The organism is Acetobacter musti, assembly GCF_011516835.1.
Taxonomy (GTDB): domain Bacteria; phylum Pseudomonadota; class Alphaproteobacteria; order Acetobacterales; family Acetobacteraceae; genus Acetobacter; species Acetobacter musti.
This window is the reverse complement of record NZ_WOTB01000020.1, coordinates 23,448-41,781: the sequence shown is the minus strand read 5'-3', so window position 1 is coordinate 41,781 and position 18,334 is coordinate 23,448. Positions and strand designations below refer to the sequence as shown.

Here is an 18,334-nt window from a genome sequence, read left to right as displayed (position 1 = left end):
CTGGAGTTTGAGGCGATCGATAACGTCATCCACGTGCAGTTCAGGAGGGCGGTATGAGAATGGCCCTCACATGCCTGGGCGCACTGATTGCGATTGAGGCAGGTATCTGCGCGGTTTTTCTAGAAGCCGTGTCGCAACTCTGATTCCACCGCGCTTCCGGGGCTTCGGTCCCGGTTACGTGGCCGAATTGGCCGAGTATTTCTCTGAGGAGAACCAAAATGGACAGTGATGACTTCGACAATCTTCTTTCCGATGCCGGACGGTTTGATTCGGTTTCTGTTGAGAGGCCGCGCATTGCATACGATTTTCTGCGCGATATCAGACGGGAAAATGCTGATATCGGCGAATGGACAGTAAATCAGCTTATTGAGCAGTTTGAAGACGCTGGCTTCTAAGTAATTCTCCAAGGAGAACAATAATGCCCCATTCAAACGGAATGGCGTTCAATCCTGCGCTCGCGGGTGATCCGGGATACGTGCGCGCGTTCTTTCCGCCGTCCAAGCAGCGTGACCAGAAGATTGTAGCGGGTGTGGTGGCTCGTCTTGAATCAGCGGCACGGTTCGCACGCGAGCAACTGGCGACGCTGGACGACACGTCAGCGCGGCTGAAGGTTCATGACGTGATCGAGAACATTGAAGCGTGCGCCGAGGAAATGCGCGAGGATGCCGAGACGATTGGCGCTCGCCGGCCGGAGGATCAGTGATGCTCAACAACATGGAAATCCTCACCCGCGCCATCCGCACCCGCGACGATAAGAAGTGTGAAGAAGTGCTGGAGAACATGCGCGAGGAGTATCTGTTCATGCACGGATCGCTGCGCGCGGCGAACATGCGGATCAGCGATCTTGGCCGGGAAATCCGGCGTGTGACAGAGCGCGAGAACCGGTCCGTGTTCGTTATCGCATACGAGCGGACGGGCGATGCTCTCGTGCATGGCGTGAAGGCAGCGCGCGTGCTGCTGGCGGCGGCGTTCTCGGCTGCGAGCGCCTGGCTGGAGGTTGAAGCGGTGCCGCGTAATCCGGCGATTGGGGGCGAGTGATGCCAACGCTGCTGGAAACAATAAACGAGATACACAGGGACTATGTGAAGCAGACTGTGGATCAGTGGATGTCTGTCGTCGCTCTGGCCCGGTCTGATGAGAACAGGGCGGATCAGGAGGCTATCGAGGCCGTCCCGGCTCTGGAGGCTATCGAAAAAGCGGCGAAGGCAGCGCGAGAACTACTCCGTGGCAGGATTGCTGCGGACATGCTGCAGAACGGCGTCACAGGTTACCAGTCGCGGCACTACGAAGCCGATCTGGCGCGGTCGGCGATCAAGGCAATCGTTACTGATGAGGCGAAACTTAGAAAACAGTGTCCTGAGTTCTTTGAGCGTCAGCTGCCAAAACTAAAGCGCGCTGAACTGACTGACGCCCTGAAGCAGGGTCAGACGATACCAGGCGCGACACTGAGCAATGGCGGCGAGCCGCACATTGTGGTGCGCGCGAGAAAGGATTTGGCACGATGAGCAATGCTCTTACAGCAGCAGGCGGCTTCTCAATTGATGGGATGCAGGGCGCCATGCAGCTCGCAAAGGCAATGTCAGCTGCAAAGATGGTCCCTCAGCATCTTCAGGGAAGCCCAGGTGACTGCCTGATGGTAATTGAACAGGCGATGCGGTGGCAGATGTCCCCGTTCGCGGTGGCGCAGGCGACGGCCGTTGTCCGCGGCAAGATGACGTTCGAGGGAAAACTTATAGCGGCCGCTGTGCAGACGAGTGGTGTCCTTGAAGGTCGGCTGAACTATGAGTTCGCCGGATCTGGCGATAATCGAAAGATTACGGTTATCGGGCATATCCGAGGCGAGAAAAGCCCTCGCACTGTCGATGTGGTTTTGAAGGATGCCAAAACAGACAATCAGTGGTGGACGAAAACGCCAGATCAGATGTTGTCGTACCACGGCGCCAGAGTTTGGGCACGCAGGCACGTTCCGGAGGTAATGCTCGGAGTGTATGCGCCAGAAGAATTTGATTCAGCCCCTCCGCATCATGAGACAGTTGACGTCACTCCAGCGCAGACGCGCACAATACAGCAGGACAGGCCAGTAGATCACCTCGCCGTCTGGACTACGCGGCTCGAGAGCTGCCGTGATGCTGAGTGCTGTGACCGGCAATATGCGCTTTGGGACGAGACGATCCAGAAAGCCGAGGCTGCAGGCAGGCCAATCGCTTCCGATGTCGCGCAAGCCGTATTCGATATGATTGCTGATAAGCGCGGATCATTTCCGCAGACAGTTGTTCATGACGATCTTGCGGAGATCCCGGCATGACCAACCCCATTAAAACCCCCGCCGGATATTTCGTGCAGTTGCCGCTTACAGAGGAGAGGCGGCAGGCACATTATAACGGTGGTGAGATTCTTCCTATAGAAGATGCTATCCGCGCAATCGGCACCCCGGTCGCGGATGATGTGCCAGTTGTCACGACCCTTGGGACAGTTCGAGACCCCGTGCCATGCGTCCGCCAGTCCGACCATCTTGCGGCTCTCGTGAAAGCCCGCGCTGAGAACGAACGGTTGCGGGGCGCGCTTGTAAACCTCGTGAAGAGCGCTGAAAGAGTGAATTCACGTGGTGCTGTCACAGGAAATCAGTGGGTTTCTTTTCCTTTCAATATCTCTCGTGCCAAATATGTCCTGAACGCGGAGCCGACGCCATGACACCGGGAAGTATTCAATATTTCGAGTATTGGACACAGGACGTGAGAAAAGACGGCGTCCCGTTTCCAAAATTTGCGGAGTGGTTCGGTGACGACGAAAAAAGCATGCGCGAATGCACCGAAATCTGCCGCCGCTATACCATAGAACTCCGTTACTGGTCGGACGATATGCCCGCATCAATGATGGAAGAAAGCGAAGCACTCGAAGCAAAACATCTCAACCAGATTGGACGCCCGTCATATCACGGCAAAGACGGGTGGAGGATGGTGGGCGCATTCGACACAGAAGACGGTGAAATATGCCTCCTGTATTCGCGGCCCATTCAGCAAGAGGGGCTAGCACCATGACCCCGACACCAGAAATGAACACGGAGCCGCCCCCATGACCCACGCAAACGGCTGGCCGGATAAAGAGCGGCCGGGGTATCCCAAAGATCCCGGTATGTCAGGGTGGCATTGGTTAAAGCAGAAGGAAGGAAATCAACACTCGTTCCCTGTTCTTTGGATGCAGATCAGGCTTAGCGAAAATTTTCCATACGAATGGCTATGGGTGTTTGGATCCGATGATTACTGGCAAGGAAAGGAAGTCGCGAAGTATCACACATATCTTGGCTCGTGCCCCACACCCGACGAACTCACCGCCCTCCTGCGCGCCGAACGCGAGCGTTGCGCGAAGGTGTGTGAAGCTGAGAAACTTCCTGATTTTTCTATGCCGGAGCAATGGCACAATAACGGGTGCAAGCACAGCGCAAGCGCCATCCGCAGCCTCCCGGACGAACCGCCGTGCACGCGTTCCTAACGTTCGCGCTCACCTTCGTTTCGGCATATGGGATCGCGATGCTGAACGACTGGCAAAAGAGAAATCCGATTACTGATGAAGACAGGGAGGCGATGTATGTCTGGTAAGAGGACGCGGGAAGAGCAGGTTCGGGAACTTCGAGGTGAGTTAATCTGGGGGCACGGTGGAATATCATCACTTCCCGTAGCAGAGGCACATATCACTGAAGCCGAACAGCGCGGCCGCGAACTGGAGCGGGCGGAGAGAGCGAAGGATACGGAGCGGCTGGACTGGCTTGCCCGACAGTTCAAAACCGGAATGGTCTACATGAACGGGGATTGCATATTCGCGCCAAACCATCGTGTTAACGCCCTCAAGGGACGCAATTTCAACGATGCAATCGACGCAGCGATGAAGGAGATCGGCGATGCGTGAACCGACGCCGGAGATGATCGAGGCCGGAGCAGCCGCTGCCCATGGTGAAAGCGACTGGCATCGGGCAGCGGATTTCACGAAAGTCAGACACAGGGACTACGTTGCGCCGGTAATAAAAGCCGCCCTGGCCGCAGCCCCGTCACCGTGGCGGCCGATTGCTGAGGCGAAAGACAGAGATGTCCCAAATGCTCTTCTGTGCATTGCAGGAGAACCTGACGTGTTCCTCGGAAGTAGCCGAAACGGCGTCTGGTGCGACGAGCTTGATATGGTCGAGCCCACGCACTTCATGGAAATCCCCGCGCCGCCGGAGAGCGCCGATGAGTGATGACGCAGAAGAAATGCCGAACAATGTCGTCAGTATCGGCGAATATCTGTTTGAGAAGCGAAACACCTCTTACGGAAGAATTGCCGGTATCGGCGGGGAGGAAAACTGCACTCATCCCGCTCTTCTTCTTGATTCAAACGGTGATGTGGTCACATGCAAGGATTGCGGAAAACAGGTGTCCGCTTTCTGGGCTCTCCATAGGTGTCTGGATGAATACAGAAAGCGGTGGAACGATGTCGTTCATGCCAAACGCCAGCAGCGTGAGCGCGAGATAAAGACGCTTCGCCTGAAGTCCGCACAAACTATAGAGAAAGCATGGCGCAGGCGCGGAACAGTGCCGACGTGCCCACATTGCGACCGGGGGATTTTTCCGACTGATAGGTTTGGGGCGGTTGGGAAGGCTCTTGAAATCGAAGCACGCGAGAAAGATCCGCAGGATAAGTGGAGTCAGGTTGCCTCATGTGAGGTTGTGCGTGCCTTTGAAAAGGCGGCAGCCGATGAGTGACGCCATCACGCCACGAGGCCTGCCAGCCAGAGAGGCGGCGAGATACATTGGCATATCTGAAAGCCTGTTCCGGGACAGGGTCGCGAGTGAAATAGCGCCGTTCCGGATTGGCTCACGCTGTCTGTGGGATCGAAAGCAGCTTGATCTGTGGCTGGATCGGCGGTCGGGGATCATATCAGTCACGGCGGACACACATAAAAGCCGGTCAGGACTGGACGAGCTTCTGGGCACCTGATGAATGGTTTCCGTCAGAGTAAAATACCTCCAGCGGCATCGTGGCCGTGATGGGAAGGTGCGATTTTATTTCAGGCACCCAAAACTGCCCAGGCAGGCACTTCCCGACATAAACGATAAGGATTTCTGGCCGGCATATCAGAACGCCATGGCGCAGATCGTGGAAGATGCACCGAAGCCAATACGTGGGTCAGGAACATTCGGTCGTCTTTGCGAGGAATGGCTGAAGACGAATGCGTTTCTATCCCTGAAACCTTCGACCCGAAAAGGATACCGCAACAATCTTCTCAGGATGATGTGCGCCGAATTCTCAACTTTCCCTGTCGCAGAATTCGAGCCGAAACACATCAGAGCAATTCTGGCGCAGTTTGCAGACCGACCGGCATCAGGAAACCGATGGCTTCGTATGTTTGGCATATTGTTCAGGTTCGCAATCGAGCGGGACATGAGGCAGACCGACCCGACGAGAGATGTGCGGCGTCTGAAAGAAAAAGCGGACGGAGCGCGGCCGTGGACAGAAGAAGAAATAGCGCAGTTTCAGTCGCGCTGGCCTGTCGGGTCACGACCCCGGACAGCGATTGCGCTTCTCCTTCACACGGGGCAGCGGCGTTCAGACGTTGTGAAAATGGGTCCGGGCAGCATTCACGACGGTATGATTGCAATCACGCAGGAGAAAACCGGTGTCAGCCTTCTGGTGCCGATTCTTCCGGATCTCGCGGAAGCTCTGGCAGCGGTCATGCACGTGAAAGCATATTTTCTCGAAACGCAGCCGGGACGGAAACCGTCATCCGATTCGCTCGGCAATCTCATGCGGGACTGGACTGCGCAGGCGGGATTGCCCGAGGGGTTATCCGCGCATGGCCTGAGAAAGACATCCGCGCGAAGGCTGGCCGAAGCCGGATGTACACCACATCAAATCGCTGCGATCACAGGTCATAAAACCCTGTCGGAGGTTGTGAGGTACACACGGTCTGTCGATCAGAAGAGACTCGCGAGGCAGGCAATGGCTCTGCTGTCGGCTGTAAAACCGGGTTCAGGAGATTGTAAAACCACCGCTAAAAATGGCTGATTTTCGCCATTTTTCAGTCCTTGTGGAGGTCCGGGCGGGAATCGAACCCACATACGCGGATTTGCAGTCCGCTGCATCACCATTCTGCCACCGGACCCCGAACGGGGTTGCGCTATATCCACCAGCAAGGCATCGCTGGTCAAGCCGCTGATCGCGCATCCCTTACCGGGATGCCGCTTGACGGCCACGATCAGGGTGAGATTTCTGATCACGGACAGGAAAGCGGGCCGCCACCCGCACAGATAAAGACAGAGAGGTTCCGGAGCGCGCTGATGAGCCAGACACAACAGCAGACAGCAGAATCCAGCCGCATCCCCACCCCCGGGATCACCGCTCCGGCCAGCAGCGCCTCCGACAGCGCATTCGATGAAATCCGCCAGCACATGGTCGACGACCAGGTGCGCCCCGTCGAAGTCAGCGACCCGCGCATCATCCTCGCCATGCGCACCCTGCCGCGCGAACGCGCCATCCCCGCCGCCGAACGCGACTTCGCATACGCCGACCGCACCCTGCCGCTCGGCGACGGCCGCTGGCTGATGCAGCCCATGACCACCGCCCGCCTCGTCCAGAGCGCCCGGATCGCAGCCGGCGAGCGCGTCCTCGTCGTCGCCGCCGGAACAGGCTACCTCGCCTCGATCGTCGCCTCCCTCGAAGCCCACGTCATCGCGCTCGAATCGGACGCGGAGCTCGTCCGCCAGGGCCACGCCTACACAGATCAGGTCACGCCCGGCGTCATCTGGCGCCAGGGCCCTCTGGCGGACGGCGCCCCGGAAAACGCACCCTTCGACGTCATCCTCTTCGACGGCGCCATCCGGAACATTCCCGCCTTCTGCATCGCCCAGCTCGCCGCCGGCGGACGCGTCGCCGGCATGCTCAACAAAGCCGGAATCTGCTCCGCCTTCATCGCCGAACCCGACCGGACCGGTCAGGCCGACAGCACCACCAACACCTTCGAAGGCTGGGCCACGCGCCTCAGCTTCGACGCCCCCGCCCCCCTGATCGGCGAACTCCTCCCGGCCCCGGCCTTCGCATTCTGACCTGATCCGGAACGAATCCTCCGCCTGCAAATCCGGCGTTTACAGGTTTTGCAGCGACAGGCGCATTTTCAGGGCTCTGCCCCGAACCCCGCAAAGGGACGCAGTCCCTTTGATCCCGGTTTACTGAGCATAAAAAGATGAAGGGCGCGGCGCGGCTGCGGATGACGACCCGTTCCGGCGCAAAGGGGAGAGCCCGGCTCTGTCTTCCGTTCACAAAATACACGGCCGCCGGATTTTTTGCATGCTGGCAATGCGCTGTTAAGGTCGGCGGTGGAAAATCACTCCCGAGCATGGCATAAGCCCGGACCGGGACGCCTGCGTGACGCGGATCGGGTAGCGGAGAGAATTTAGATGAGATATTCCTGTGGCTTAGGGTTGGGACTTGCAGCCTTGCTGTACAGCTCAACGGCTCTGGCCCAGAAATATGACGGCAGCGGCGAGCCCAGCTTCATTCCGCATACGTTGCAGGAAGCGCTCTCCTCAGCCTATCTGACCAACCCGACCCTGCAGCAGGAACGCGCCACCCTCCGCTCGACGGATGAAAGCGTCCCGACCGCCCTCGCCGGCTGGCGCCCGCAGATCCAGGGCACCTTCGCCCCCAGCTATTACAAGGGCACCAACAACTACCGCGGCAATGATGACGTCCCCGGCACCGGCTATTACCGCCGTTACAGCACACTCGGTTACCAGGCCCAGGTCCAGATCACCCAGCCGATATACAGCGGCGGCAAAACGACCGCCGCAACCCACCAGGCCGTCAATCAGGTCATGGCCGAGCGCGCCAAGCTGATCTCGACCGAGCAGCAGGTCTTCACCGACGTCGTGAACGCCTACGTCCAGGTCATCGAGGACGAGCAGCTCCTCCAGCTCAACATCAACAACGAACACGTGCTCGAAGAGCAGCTCCGCGCCACCAACGAACGCTTCCACGTCGGTGAAATCACCCGGACGGACGTCGCCCAGGCCCAGTCGGCCTACGCCAGCGCCAAAGCGACACGACAGCAGTCGGAAGGAACCCTGCAGACCGCGCAGGCCACCTATATGCAGGTCGTCGGCATGGCGCCCCCGCCCAATCTCGTGCCGCCGCAGCCGCTTCTCCTGCCGGTGAAATCGGAAGCCCAGGCCGTCGCCATGGCGGTCAAAAACAATCCGGACGTCATCAGCGCGCTCTTCACCGAAGCCGCGCAGAAAGACGCCGTCGGCGTGGCCATGGCCGCCCTCATGCCGACACTCAGCGTCACCGGCGCCTACCTGAAATCAGTCAACCAGGAACTGAACAATCAGGTCAACGAAGACAAATACGCCACACTGAACCTCTCCGTGCCGATCTATCAGGGCGGCTCCGAATACTCGGCCATCCGGCAGGCAAAGCAGCAGGCTCTCGCCTCACGCCACGCCGTCGACATCCAGCGCCGCACCGCCGCGCAGGCCGCCGCGTCCAACTGGCAGAAACTGGTCTCGTACAAAGCCGCCATCGAAAGCAACCGCGCCGCGATCCAGGCCGGCACCATCGCCCTCGACGGCGTGGAACGGCAGGCCATCGTCGGCACAAGCACCACACTCGAAGTCCTGCAGCAGCAGAGCACCCTGCTCCAGGCTCAGGTGGCGCTGGTCCAGAGCCTCAGCAACATGGTCACCGCCTCCTACGCCGTCGCCTCGGCCATCGGACGCCTGACCGCCGTCGATCTGCACCTCAGCGTGCCTCTGTATAACGAGCAGGCCTACTACAACGCTGTCAAAGACAGGTTGTGGGGTATCAGCGATTACGCGGTCGATCAGCCAGGCCGCTGAACCGACGGTGCAGAAAGGTCACGAGATGACAGAAAACAGCGATATAAAACCCGAAGACGGTTCAATAGAAACGGTCCTGTCCTCGATCCGGCGCATCCTGAAGGAAGGCAAGGAGGCAAAGCCCGCCGCCGCTCCGGCCGCTCCTCCCGTCACCCCGCCAACCGCACAGCCGGCAGCCGCACAGCCCACAGCCACACAGGCAGCCGTCCCGGCCCCCGTCCAGGACAGGCTCGTCGAAGAGAACATGGACGATCCCGAAGACGACGAGGACAGCGTCCTCGTGCTGGACTCGTCCATGATGGCCACCGACGACGAAGACGAACATCCTGAAGAACCGCACGCGGAAGAGCCGCATCCGGAAGCTGGCCACGGGAACGCTGCCCATGCGGCAGAGAGCCACATGGAGAACGCGCGCCCTGAGCACGACCATGCCGGGGACGCTCACGCAGCAGCTCATCACGCGGAAGAGGAAGAAGACGAACCCTTCCTCGATGAGCACGAGTTCCATGAGGCGGAAGCCGCCCGTCAGAAGCACGAAGCCGAACACGGCACGACAGCAGCCGGAGACGCCCCTCCGCTGGTGCTCGACGCAGCCGCTCCGGCCCCGCACCATGACGCCACACCGGCGCTTCCCGCTGCCGCTGCCGCTGCCGCTGCCGCCCCAGCCGTCACGGCCCCCCCGGCGATTTCAGCGCCGGCGCCGGTGATCACCGCGCCGGAAACCGCCTCCGCCAGCCATGCGGGGGCTGTTGAAACCGTTCAGACTCCGTTACAAGAGACTGCACACACACCCGGAACGCCCGCCCGTAAAAAGTGGAGCGTCCCGACAACACTTTCAGGGGTAACGATGAGCGAAGACAGGGACGCGTCGGAAACGCAGAACTATCCCGCCGGATATACTGCCGGGGGAGCAGCGTCCGACACCGACGCACCGGCCCCCGTTCAGATTCCGCTGGACAAGCAGACCATTGGCGCTACGGAACATTCCTTTGGTGCCCTGCAGCAGATGCTGCGCCGTAAACAGTCCGTCGAACACAGGGAGAGAAGAGTGGCTATCACGCGTGGTGGAAACCTGACCATCGAAGACATCGTCCGCGACGAAGTGCGCGCATTCCTCAAGGAATGGCTGGATCAGCATCTGTCCGGCATCGTCCAGCAGGCCGTTCAGAAAGAGATCGAGCGTCTCAGCGACCGGTAATCCCCGGCAGGAACCGGCTCTCCCCGCAACGGCTGATCCGCCAGGATTGCCTGTTCCGAATTCCCGGCTCCTGTGCGAAAAAGCGATACTGAAAAACGCGGCGCTGCGTTCAGCGCCGCGTTTTCCGTTTATGATCCCATTCCGATCAGAACAGGGCGGTTAAGACAGGCGATGCTCAGCAAGACGTTTCAGGCAACCGAAACAGAACCCCGGCTCTACAGCCTCTGGGAAACCGAAGGCAGCTTTGCAGCCAGCCCGCAGAGCCCGGGCGCGCCCTACACCATCATGATCCCGCCGCCCAACGTCACCGGCACGCTCCATATGGGCCACGCCCTGACCATGACGCTGCAGGATACCCTCATCCGCTGGCGCCGTATGCAGGGCCGCGACACCCTCTGGCAGCCCGGAACCGACCATGCCGGCATCGCCACCCAGCTCGTCGTCGAACGCAGGCTGGCCACCGAAGGCACCACCCGCCAGCAGCTCGGACGCTCCACCTTCCTCGAGCGCGTCTGGGAATGGAAAGCCGAGTCCGGAAACGGCATCACAAAGCAGCTCCGCCGCCTCGGCTCCTCGCTCGACTGGTCGCGCGAGCGTTTCACCATGGATGAAGGCCTCTCCCGCGCCGTCCGCGAAGTCTTCGTCACCCTATTCCGCGAAAACCTGATCTATCGCGACCGCCGACTGGTCAACTGGGACCCGCATTTCCGCACCGCCATCTCCGACCTCGAAGTCGAGAATAAGGAAACCCGCGGCCACCTCTGGCACATCCGCTACCCCGTCGCGGACACCGAAGACCAGTTCATCACCGTCGCCACCACCCGCCCGGAAACCATGCTCGGCGACACCGCCGTCGCCGTGCATCCGGATGACGAGCGCTACACCGCCCTCATCGGCAGATCCGTCATCCTGCCCCTGACCGGCCGCCGCATCCCCGTCATCGCCGACACCTATTCCGACCCGGAAAAAGGCACCGGCGCCGTCAAAATCACCCCGGCCCACGACTTCAACGATTTCGAGGTCGGCAAACGTCACAACCTGCCGATGATCTCCGTGCTGGATGAGGCCGCCGCCATCACCCTCACCGAGATCGCAGACGACCTGCACAGCATTGAGACCGTCGCCGATCCCGCCTTCACCCGCACGCTCGAAGGCCAGTCCCGCGAAGACGCCCGCAAAGCCATCGTCGCCGAACTCGACCGCCTCGGCTTCCTCGTCGAAGTCGAAGCCCACACCAATCAGGTCCCCCACGCCGAACGCGGCGGCGCCGTCGTCGAGCCGCGCCTGACCACCCAGTGGTACTGCGACGCCGCTACCCTCGCCGGCCCGGCCATCGAAGCCGTGGAAAAAGGCGACGTCACCTTCGTCCCGAAGCAGTGGGAAAACACCTTCTTCGCCTGGATGCGCGACATCCAGCCCTGGTGCATCTCCCGCCAGCTCTGGTGGGGCCACCAGATCCCCGCCTGGTACGCCCCGGACGGCACCGTCTTCGTCGCCTTCGACGAGGACGACGCCCAGGCCCAGGCCACCGCGCATTTCGGCGAAAAAACAGAACTCACCCGGGACGAGGACGTTCTCGACACCTGGTTCTCCTCCGCCCTCTGGCCGTTCTCCACCCTCGGCTGGCCCGACAAAACGCCGGAGCTGGACCGCTACTACCCCACCGACGTCCTCGTCACCGGCTTCGACATCATCTTCTTCTGGGTCGCCCGCATGATGATGATGGGCCTGCATTTCATGAAAGACGTGCCCTTCCGCACCGTCTTCATCCACGGCCTCGTCCGCGACGAACGCGGCCAGAAAATGTCGAAGAGCAAAGGCAACGGCATCGATCCGCTCGACCTGCTCGACACATACGGCGCCGACGCCACGCGCTTCACCATCTGTGCCCTCACCGGCGTCGGCCGCGATCTGAAATTCGGACCGAAACGCGTCGAGGACCACCGCGCCTTCGTCACCAAACTCTGGAACGCCGCCCGCTTCGCGGAAATGAACGGCGTGAAACCGGCCCCGGATTTCGCTCCGGCAAAAGCGGAAAACCCGCTCAGCCGCTGGATCATTCACGAAACGAACCTCGCCGTCACCGAAGCCACGAAAGCCCTTGAAGCCTTCCGTTTCGACGAATACGCCGGCGCCTGCTACCGCTTCGTCTGGAACCGCTTCTGCGACTGGTATCTGGAACTCTCCAAACCCGTCTTCTCCGGCGAGGACGCAAAGGCCGCCGAAGAACTCCGTGCCGTCACCGCCTGGGTGCTCGACACCATCCTGCGCCTGCTCCAGCCCGTCATGCCTTTCGTGACCGACACACTCTGGCAGGAATTCGGTTTCGGACCGGAAGGCAAACTCATGACCGCCGCCTGGCCGCAGCCCGTCACGGTTGCCGGCGCGGAAGACGCCGTCGCGGAAATCGACTGGCTGACACGCTTCATTTCCGAAATCCGTACCGTCCGCTCGGAAATGAACGTGCCCCCGTCCCGCCTCGCCCCCGTCCTTCTGAAAGATGCCTTGCCCGTCACCCTCGACCGCGCGAAACGCTGGGCCGAAACCATCGGCCGCATGGCCCGCGTTTCGGAAGTCGAAGCCCTCACCGGCGATGTTCCCCACGGCTCCGCCCAGACCGTCGTGGACGAAGCCACCCTCGTCCTGCCGCTCGCGGATCTCATCGATCTCAATGCCGAGCGCGCGCGTCTGAACAAAGAACTCGATAAGGCAGAAGCCGAAATCGCGAAAACCGAAAAGAAACTCGGCAACCCTGACTTCATCGCCCGCGGCAAACCGGAAGTCGTCGAGGAAACCCGCGAACGCCTCACCACCCAGACCGGCGAACGCGACCGCCTCAAAGCCGCCCTCGCTCGCCTGGGATAAAAAACCAGGAACCCGCCAGAGGCCGCAGCCCCCCGGACGCCATGTTGTATTTAACGTTCGGGCTCAAAGGGACTGCGTCCCTTTGCGGGGCTCGGGGCAGCGCCCCGAAAACCTTCCTTTCCTGACGCGGCACCATTTCAGGGCTCTGCCCTGAACCCGCCAAAGGCCGGCGGCCTTTGGAAACCGATTTGTAAAAATCGCGGTCATCATCCGGCATGCACCCCATCTCATCACAAAACGGGAACAGCCTGCGGACATACCAGCGTCTCCACGGTCAGATATTGCTGTTAAGAACGTTTCGCAATAAAACGCGCAATGCGTCCGGACGCCCCGTTCACACGCACAATCCGCAGGCCGTCCCATAAGGAAACAGCGCATGGTGAAAGAGTCAGAGCCTGTTCTGGACGTCTACCTGCGCCATTGCCCGAAATTCGTGGACGTGGCGGCCTCGATCACCGGATGCCGCACACGGGCCGAAGACATCGTGCAGGACGCCTTTCTCAAAGTCACGGCCGCCCGTCAGCAGAACATCACAATCGAACGACCTTTCGCCTACCTCATGCAGGTCGTCCGCCGACTGGCCATCGACGGCCTTCGTGGTGCAAAAATACGCAAAGCCGAGGACATCGCCGATATCGCGATCCGGCATCTTCTCAGCGATCCGCTCACTCCCGAAGCCTATGCCGGAGACCGGGAAGAGCTCGCCCTGATCGAACAGACCCTGGCCTCCCTGCCCGAACGCACGCGCCTCGCCTTCGAAATGAAACGGTTCGGCGGCTATAAACTTCGGGAAATCGCGGCGGAACTCGATATTTCCATCGTAAGGGCAGCGCAGCTGGTGAACGAGGCCATGACAGCCTGCCAGGCAGCGCTCGACGAAACCGCCCCAAAAACTGACCGGCCAGAAACAATGGCCTTTAAAATCTTCCCCGAACAACGTCTTTACCATCAGACTGCCTTCCCCTCGCAGGAGAGCAGCCCGAAAGGATGGAACAGTCCGTGGCACGCATGACAGACAGACAGGCGCAGCCACCGGAAAGCCTCGCCACAGAGGCAAATCAGTGGGCGATCCGTCTGACCGATGACCCCGACGATCAGACCCTGCGGCAGGAATTTTCCGCATGGCACGCCCGCTCCCCCGCGCACGCGGAAGCATGGACCACCGCCCTCCGGATCTGGTCTCTGACAGGCGCCATCGGCCCCGAACTCCTCCCCACATCCGCCAGACAAAGTCCGCCAGCCACCCGCCCGGACAAAACACGCCACCGGATCATCCGTCCGATAACCGCCATCCCCGTCACCGCCGCACTCTGCTGCGCCGCCTGGCTGCTCTTCCCCACCCTCAGAATTGCCATGCTGGCCGATTACACCACTTCCACCGGCCAGAACCGCACCGTCACGCTGGCCGATGGCAGCAGCATCACCCTGGGCGGAAAATCCGCCATCGCCGTCAGCTACACAGCCACCCGGCGCAACGTCACCCTCCTGACCGGAGAAGCCTTTTTCCAGATCCGGCATGACACGACACGTCCCTTCCGCGTCAGCGCAGGAGAACTCCGCGCCCGCGACATCGGCACCCGTTTCGACATCCGCATGGACCGCGCGGAAATCCGCCTCGGCGTTCAGGACGGAAAAGTCGGCATGTCCCTCAGCGGAACAAACGCCCCGCCCGAACTCCTCATGCAGGCCGGCGATGAGGTCCAGGTTGACCGACAGACCGGAAAGATCACACAGAACACCGTCGCCCCCGATGCCGTCGGCTCCTGGCGCAGCGGAACGCTCATGGTCGAAAATGAAACCATCGGCCGCGTCATCGACACCCTGAGCCGTTACTATCCCGGCTTTATCGTCAGATATGACAGCGCCCTGAACACCCGCCACGTCGGCGGCCTCTACGACCTGAACAATATCCCCGCCGCCCTCCAGGCCGTCGTGCTGCCCGCCGGGGACCATGTCCGCGAAATCGCCGGCCATATCCTGCTCATAACGCCTGCGAAAACACCGGCAGGGCACTAAACACGCCCTGCCCCGGAAATATGCCGAAAAATAATTTCGACGCCGCCCTTAAAAACCGGTCAGCCTGCCCGTCCTCGTTTCAAATGCGATGCATTCTTAACTCCGAGGAAGCCAGACATTGAAGCCGGCCGCCATCCTTCCCGTGTCCCCGATCACGAAAACCCCCGTCCCGCAACAGCACCGGCGCACCGGCAGCCCGGCCTCCCTCGCAACACGCTCTGCCCTGTGCGCGGCCCTGATCGGCACCGGTCTTGCTCCCCTTGCCGCCTCAGCCCGGACCGATGAAACCACAGCAGCGCAATCTGCTGCTGTAACCTACAACATTCCGGCCCAGCCCCTCGGACAGGCCCTCGCAACCTTCGGAAAACAGTCCGGACTCCAGATCACCTACGATCCCGCCCTGATCTCCGGCAAAACATCCCGTCCCGTCTCAGGAACCATGACCCGGCAGGCCGCCCTGCAGCAGCTCCTGTCCGCCACGGATCTGAATTTCCGTTACGCAGGCGGCAACACCATCGTTCTCGGAAAAAAGCCCGTCACTTCGAGCATCACGCTCGGTCCGGTACGTGTCGGCGGCAATGCAGTCGTCCAGAACCCCACGGGACCAGGCGTCGGATACGTCGCCGAAAACACCATGGCAGGCACGAAGACCAGCACGCCAATCATGGAAATTCCTAATTCCATCTATGTCGTTACGAAACAGCAGATGGTCGACCAGCAGCCTCAGACTCTTCAGGAAGCGCTGCGTTATGTCGCCGGTGTCCGTACCGAGAACGCCGGTACATTCGGCAGCGGATCAGCCAGTACATCAGGCTCCATTCTGCAACGCGGCTTTACCTCAAAACAATTCGTTGACGGACTGATGACAAACTCTGCCAGCGCCGGAGAAACCGCCTTCATCGAACGGATCGACGTCGTAAATGGTCCTGCTTCCGTCATGTACGGACAGGTCAATCCAGGTGGTATGCTCGGCATGAGCCTCAAAAAACCGACCGACACACCGTTTCACCAGGTGTCGCTGGGCTTCGGCAACTGGGGTCGTTACGAACTGACTGCCGATACCAGCGACAAGATCACGAAATCAGGCAATCTCCGCTACCGCGTCGCCGCCATCGGCGTCACCCAGGGCACGCAGACCGATCACGTTTTCTACCACCGTACCGGTGTTCTGCCTTCCATCACCTGGGATATCGATCCCCGAACATCCCTTTCCCTGCTCGGCATGTATATGTACACCCCAGGCAATGGCGTCGGACTGGAATACCCGCTCATAGGCACCATGCTCCCTTACAACGGCAGGCGTATTCCCAGAAGCACCTTCCTCGGCCTGCGAAACGCAAATACCGAGGGGCAGAAAGATGCCATGTTCGAATACCAGTTTTCTCACAAATTCAGTAAATACATCAGTTTCAGTCAGGTATTCCGCTGGGAACAGAGCAACGACAACAGCAACAATTTTTATTATGACGGCGTCGCCAGTCCCGGTCAGATCTATATCTCGCCCTGGTGGACAAAAAGTCGCTATACGACAACCGGGCTGGACTCACGCCTTTCCGGAGATTTCAGTACCGGCCCGTTGAAACACACCTGGGTCGTCGGCTCCGACTTCCGTGAGTTCGACTGGAATTTCCAGTCCATGTCCGATAATTCCGCAAGTGACGTCATTCTGGACATCTTTAACCCTGTTTCGAATTTCACTCCCTGCTACAGCACCAGAGCAGGCTCCGGCTGCGATGCCTCAACCTCCCTCTCACGCTTCAATTACTTTCAGGAAGGCGTCTACTTCCAGGATCAGATCAAATGGAAAGGCCTGTCCATCCTGCTCGGCGGTCGACAGGACTGGGTCAATTACCACGGAAAATACACCAATTATTCAGTGACGAACGCCCTGGGCACAACCACCAGCAAAGCCGGAGCCAGCCGCGATATCCCACGCCCCCAGAACGCCTTCACCTGGCGCGCCGGACTCGTTTACAACTTCGATTTCGGTCTCGCGCCCTATTTCAGCTACGCCACATCCTTCATCCCGCAAAGCGCGACAGACTGGCAGGGAAAACCCTTTGCGCCTCTGACCGGACAGCAGCTTGAGGCCGGGCTGAAATACAAAGTTCCGCACCGGAATATCATCATTACAGCCTCAGCTTTTCACATCGATGAGAATCATTATCTGATCACTGATGCAGTGCACAGCGGTTACCAGGACGACGGCGGACGCGTCCGGTCACAGGGCTTCGAAGTCGCAGCGAACGCCAACATTACCAGAGACCTCAGGGTGGTGGCGTCCTACAGTTTTACCGATCTCAGATATGCGAAAACAGACAAGACCTCGAAGAGATACGATCCTTACACAGATTCGAGCTATGGCAGCGCCATCTCCCAGAGCGGCATGTCCGTACCTTACGTTCCGAAAAACATGTTCTCAGTCTTCGCCGATTACACGATCCCTTTTCGTCGTCTGCGTGGCTTCGGCATCAATGGCGGCATGAGATACACCGGCACCACTTACGGCGACAGTGTCGAATCCTTTAAAAACCCAGCCTATCTCCTGTTCGATATCGGCGCACATTACGATTTCGGAGCGGCCCTCCCTTCCCTGAAAGGCCTGAAAGCCCAGCTCAGCGTGTCCAATCTGACCAATAAATACTACACCGTGGCGTGCAGCACCTGGGCCTGTAACCTGGGGCAGGGAAGAAAGGTCTACGGCAACCTGACTTACAACTGGTAATGACCGGAAAAGCGTGAACATTCCGGTTCTGAAAGTATCTTTCAAAACCAGAAATCACGCTGACCGGCGGGAGACACAGCCCGCTCCCTCACCCCGCCACACAGCGCCCGACATGCTGCTCAATCACCGCCGCCGCCCGCTCAGGCGCCAGATCGGAAACATCCAGCACAAGTCCAGAGGGCGACAGCGGCCTCCGTATCCGCGCCTCAGCCATCATATTCCGTAAAACACCCGCATCAGTCAGCTTCTTTCCGACCCGATCCGCACTCCCGACACGCCGCATCATCTCATCAGCCCGCGCTTCCAGAACAACCGGAACCAGCGGAACATCCCGCGCCGCCGCCAGTTCCACCACATGCCGCCACGCCTCCTCTTCCCGCGGCGCCCCTTCACACAGAGCATTGGTCATCACAAACGCCTCACTCCCCGGCCGACGCGCCAGAGCCCCATAAGCCGCCCGCCGAACCTGCTCATACACAACCCATCGTTCCGGATCATCCAGCCCGCAACAGACAATGCCAACGTCATGCAAAAGATGATTGTGAATGAAACGGGCGCCCATCCGCCGCGCCAGCGCCTCCCCGATCGTGCGCTTCCCAACCCCCGGCCAGCCATTCAGATGCACAATCACCATTTTCCAACCCCGCCCGCCCCGAAAACCCTCAT

21 protein-coding genes and 1 tRNA gene are annotated in these 18,334 nt (G+C 60.0%); 20 read left to right on the top strand and 2 right to left on the bottom strand.

Features of this window, described 5'->3' with window-relative positions; genetic code table 11:
- Nucleotides 1-218 precede the first annotated feature (218 nt).
- The 13 genes from GOB93_RS14205 (at nucleotide 219) to GOB93_RS14145 (ending at nucleotide 6,036) form a co-directional block, all read left to right on the top strand.
- Complete coding sequence (locus GOB93_RS14205) at nucleotides 219-395, top strand: hypothetical protein (protein WP_173584167.1); 177 nt, start codon at nucleotides 219-221, stop codon at nucleotides 393-395.
- A gap of 23 nt (nucleotides 396-418) precedes the next feature.
- Nucleotides 419-703, top strand: coding sequence for a hypothetical protein (locus GOB93_RS14200; RefSeq protein WP_173584166.1), 285 nt, complete (start codon nucleotides 419-421; stop codon nucleotides 701-703).
- Nucleotides 703-1,038, top strand: coding sequence for a hypothetical protein (locus tag GOB93_RS14195; protein WP_173584165.1), 336 nt, complete (start codon nucleotides 703-705; stop codon nucleotides 1,036-1,038). Before GOB93_RS14200 ends, GOB93_RS14195 begins: the two co-directional genes overlap by 1 nt.
- A complete protein-coding gene (locus GOB93_RS14190; RefSeq protein ID WP_173584164.1) occupies nucleotides 1,038-1,505 on the top strand; it encodes a siphovirus Gp157 family protein in 468 nt (155 codons plus the stop codon). Before GOB93_RS14195 ends, GOB93_RS14190 begins: the two co-directional genes overlap by 1 nt.
- Nucleotides 1,502-2,305, top strand: a complete 804-nt coding sequence (locus GOB93_RS14185) for a recombinase family protein (RefSeq protein ID WP_173584163.1) — start codon at nucleotides 1,502-1,504, stop codon at nucleotides 2,303-2,305. The genes GOB93_RS14190 and GOB93_RS14185 overlap by 4 nt, the downstream gene beginning before the upstream one ends.
- The gene (locus tag GOB93_RS14180) at nucleotides 2,302-2,691 is read left to right on the top strand and encodes a hypothetical protein (protein WP_173584162.1); all 390 of its coding nucleotides are present in this window, start codon (nucleotides 2,302-2,304) and stop codon (nucleotides 2,689-2,691) included. The genes GOB93_RS14185 and GOB93_RS14180 overlap by 4 nt, the downstream gene beginning before the upstream one ends.
- Nucleotides 2,688-3,038 carry a hypothetical protein gene (locus GOB93_RS14175; protein ID WP_173584161.1) on the top strand — a complete coding sequence of 117 codons (351 nt, stop codon included), beginning with the start codon at nucleotides 2,688-2,690 and terminating at the stop codon, nucleotides 3,036-3,038. The genes GOB93_RS14180 and GOB93_RS14175 overlap by 4 nt, the downstream gene beginning before the upstream one ends.
- A gap of 34 nt (nucleotides 3,039-3,072) precedes the next feature.
- Nucleotides 3,073-3,489: a hypothetical protein gene (locus GOB93_RS14170; RefSeq protein WP_173584160.1), complete on the top strand. Its 417-nt coding sequence runs from the start codon at nucleotides 3,073-3,075 to the stop codon at nucleotides 3,487-3,489.
- A gap of 96 nt (nucleotides 3,490-3,585) precedes the next feature.
- A complete protein-coding gene (locus GOB93_RS14165; RefSeq protein ID WP_173584159.1) occupies nucleotides 3,586-3,903 on the top strand; it encodes a hypothetical protein in 318 nt (105 codons plus the stop codon).
- On the top strand, nucleotides 3,896-4,228 hold the full coding sequence (locus tag GOB93_RS14160) for a hypothetical protein (protein WP_173584158.1): 333 nt from the start codon (nucleotides 3,896-3,898) through the stop codon (nucleotides 4,226-4,228). The genes GOB93_RS14165 and GOB93_RS14160 overlap by 8 nt, the downstream gene beginning before the upstream one ends.
- A complete protein-coding gene (locus tag GOB93_RS14155; RefSeq protein ID WP_173584157.1) occupies nucleotides 4,221-4,733 on the top strand; it encodes a hypothetical protein in 513 nt (170 codons plus the stop codon). The genes GOB93_RS14160 and GOB93_RS14155 overlap by 8 nt, the downstream gene beginning before the upstream one ends.
- Nucleotides 4,726-4,968, top strand: a complete 243-nt coding sequence (locus tag GOB93_RS14150; protein ID WP_173584156.1) for a helix-turn-helix transcriptional regulator — start codon at nucleotides 4,726-4,728, stop codon at nucleotides 4,966-4,968. The genes GOB93_RS14155 and GOB93_RS14150 overlap by 8 nt, the downstream gene beginning before the upstream one ends.
- Nucleotides 4,969-5,115: 147 nt before the next feature.
- Nucleotides 5,116-6,036, top strand: coding sequence for a tyrosine-type recombinase/integrase (locus GOB93_RS14145; RefSeq protein WP_173584155.1), 921 nt, complete (start codon nucleotides 5,116-5,118; stop codon nucleotides 6,034-6,036).
- 23 nt (nucleotides 6,037-6,059) lie between these two features.
- On the opposite strand, the gene GOB93_RS14140 is transcribed toward GOB93_RS14145, so the two are convergent.
- Nucleotides 6,060-6,133, bottom strand: a tRNA-Cys gene (locus GOB93_RS14140).
- Nucleotides 6,134-6,308: 175 nt separating this feature from the next.
- Between GOB93_RS14140 and GOB93_RS14135 the strand changes: the two genes are divergently transcribed.
- The 7 genes from GOB93_RS14135 (at nucleotide 6,309) to GOB93_RS14105 (ending at nucleotide 17,668) form a co-directional block, all read left to right on the top strand.
- Nucleotides 6,309-7,073: a protein-L-isoaspartate O-methyltransferase family protein gene (locus tag GOB93_RS14135; protein WP_173584154.1), complete on the top strand. Its 765-nt coding sequence runs from the start codon at nucleotides 6,309-6,311 to the stop codon at nucleotides 7,071-7,073.
- A gap of 351 nt (nucleotides 7,074-7,424) precedes the next feature.
- Nucleotides 7,425-8,864 carry a TolC family outer membrane protein gene (locus GOB93_RS14130; protein ID WP_173584153.1) on the top strand — a complete coding sequence of 480 codons (1,440 nt, stop codon included), beginning with the start codon at nucleotides 7,425-7,427 and terminating at the stop codon, nucleotides 8,862-8,864.
- A gap of 25 nt (nucleotides 8,865-8,889) precedes the next feature.
- Nucleotides 8,890-10,062, top strand: coding sequence for a DUF2497 domain-containing protein (locus GOB93_RS21615; RefSeq protein ID WP_242010790.1), 1,173 nt, complete (start codon nucleotides 8,890-8,892; stop codon nucleotides 10,060-10,062).
- Between the two features lie 171 nt (nucleotides 10,063-10,233).
- A complete protein-coding gene (locus GOB93_RS14120; RefSeq protein WP_173584152.1) occupies nucleotides 10,234-12,927 on the top strand; it encodes a valine--tRNA ligase in 2,694 nt (897 codons plus the stop codon).
- Between the two features lie 376 nt (nucleotides 12,928-13,303).
- Nucleotides 13,304-13,939: a sigma-70 family RNA polymerase sigma factor gene (locus tag GOB93_RS14115; protein WP_173584151.1), complete on the top strand. Its 636-nt coding sequence runs from the start codon at nucleotides 13,304-13,306 to the stop codon at nucleotides 13,937-13,939.
- The gene (locus GOB93_RS14110) at nucleotides 13,936-14,943 is read left to right on the top strand and encodes a FecR family protein (protein ID WP_242010798.1); all 1,008 of its coding nucleotides are present in this window, start codon (nucleotides 13,936-13,938) and stop codon (nucleotides 14,941-14,943) included. The genes GOB93_RS14115 and GOB93_RS14110 overlap by 4 nt, the downstream gene beginning before the upstream one ends.
- A 118-nt stretch (nucleotides 14,944-15,061) precedes the next feature.
- On the top strand, nucleotides 15,062-17,668 hold the full coding sequence (locus tag GOB93_RS14105) for a TonB-dependent siderophore receptor (protein WP_173584149.1): 2,607 nt from the start codon (nucleotides 15,062-15,064) through the stop codon (nucleotides 17,666-17,668).
- A gap of 88 nt (nucleotides 17,669-17,756) precedes the next feature.
- On the opposite strand, the gene GOB93_RS14100 is transcribed toward GOB93_RS14105, so the two are convergent.
- The gene (locus tag GOB93_RS14100; RefSeq protein ID WP_173584148.1) at nucleotides 17,757-18,302 is read right to left on the bottom strand and encodes a DEAD/DEAH box helicase family protein; all 546 of its coding nucleotides are present in this window, start codon (nucleotides 18,300-18,302) and stop codon (nucleotides 17,757-17,759) included.
- Nucleotides 18,303-18,334 lie beyond the last annotated feature (32 nt).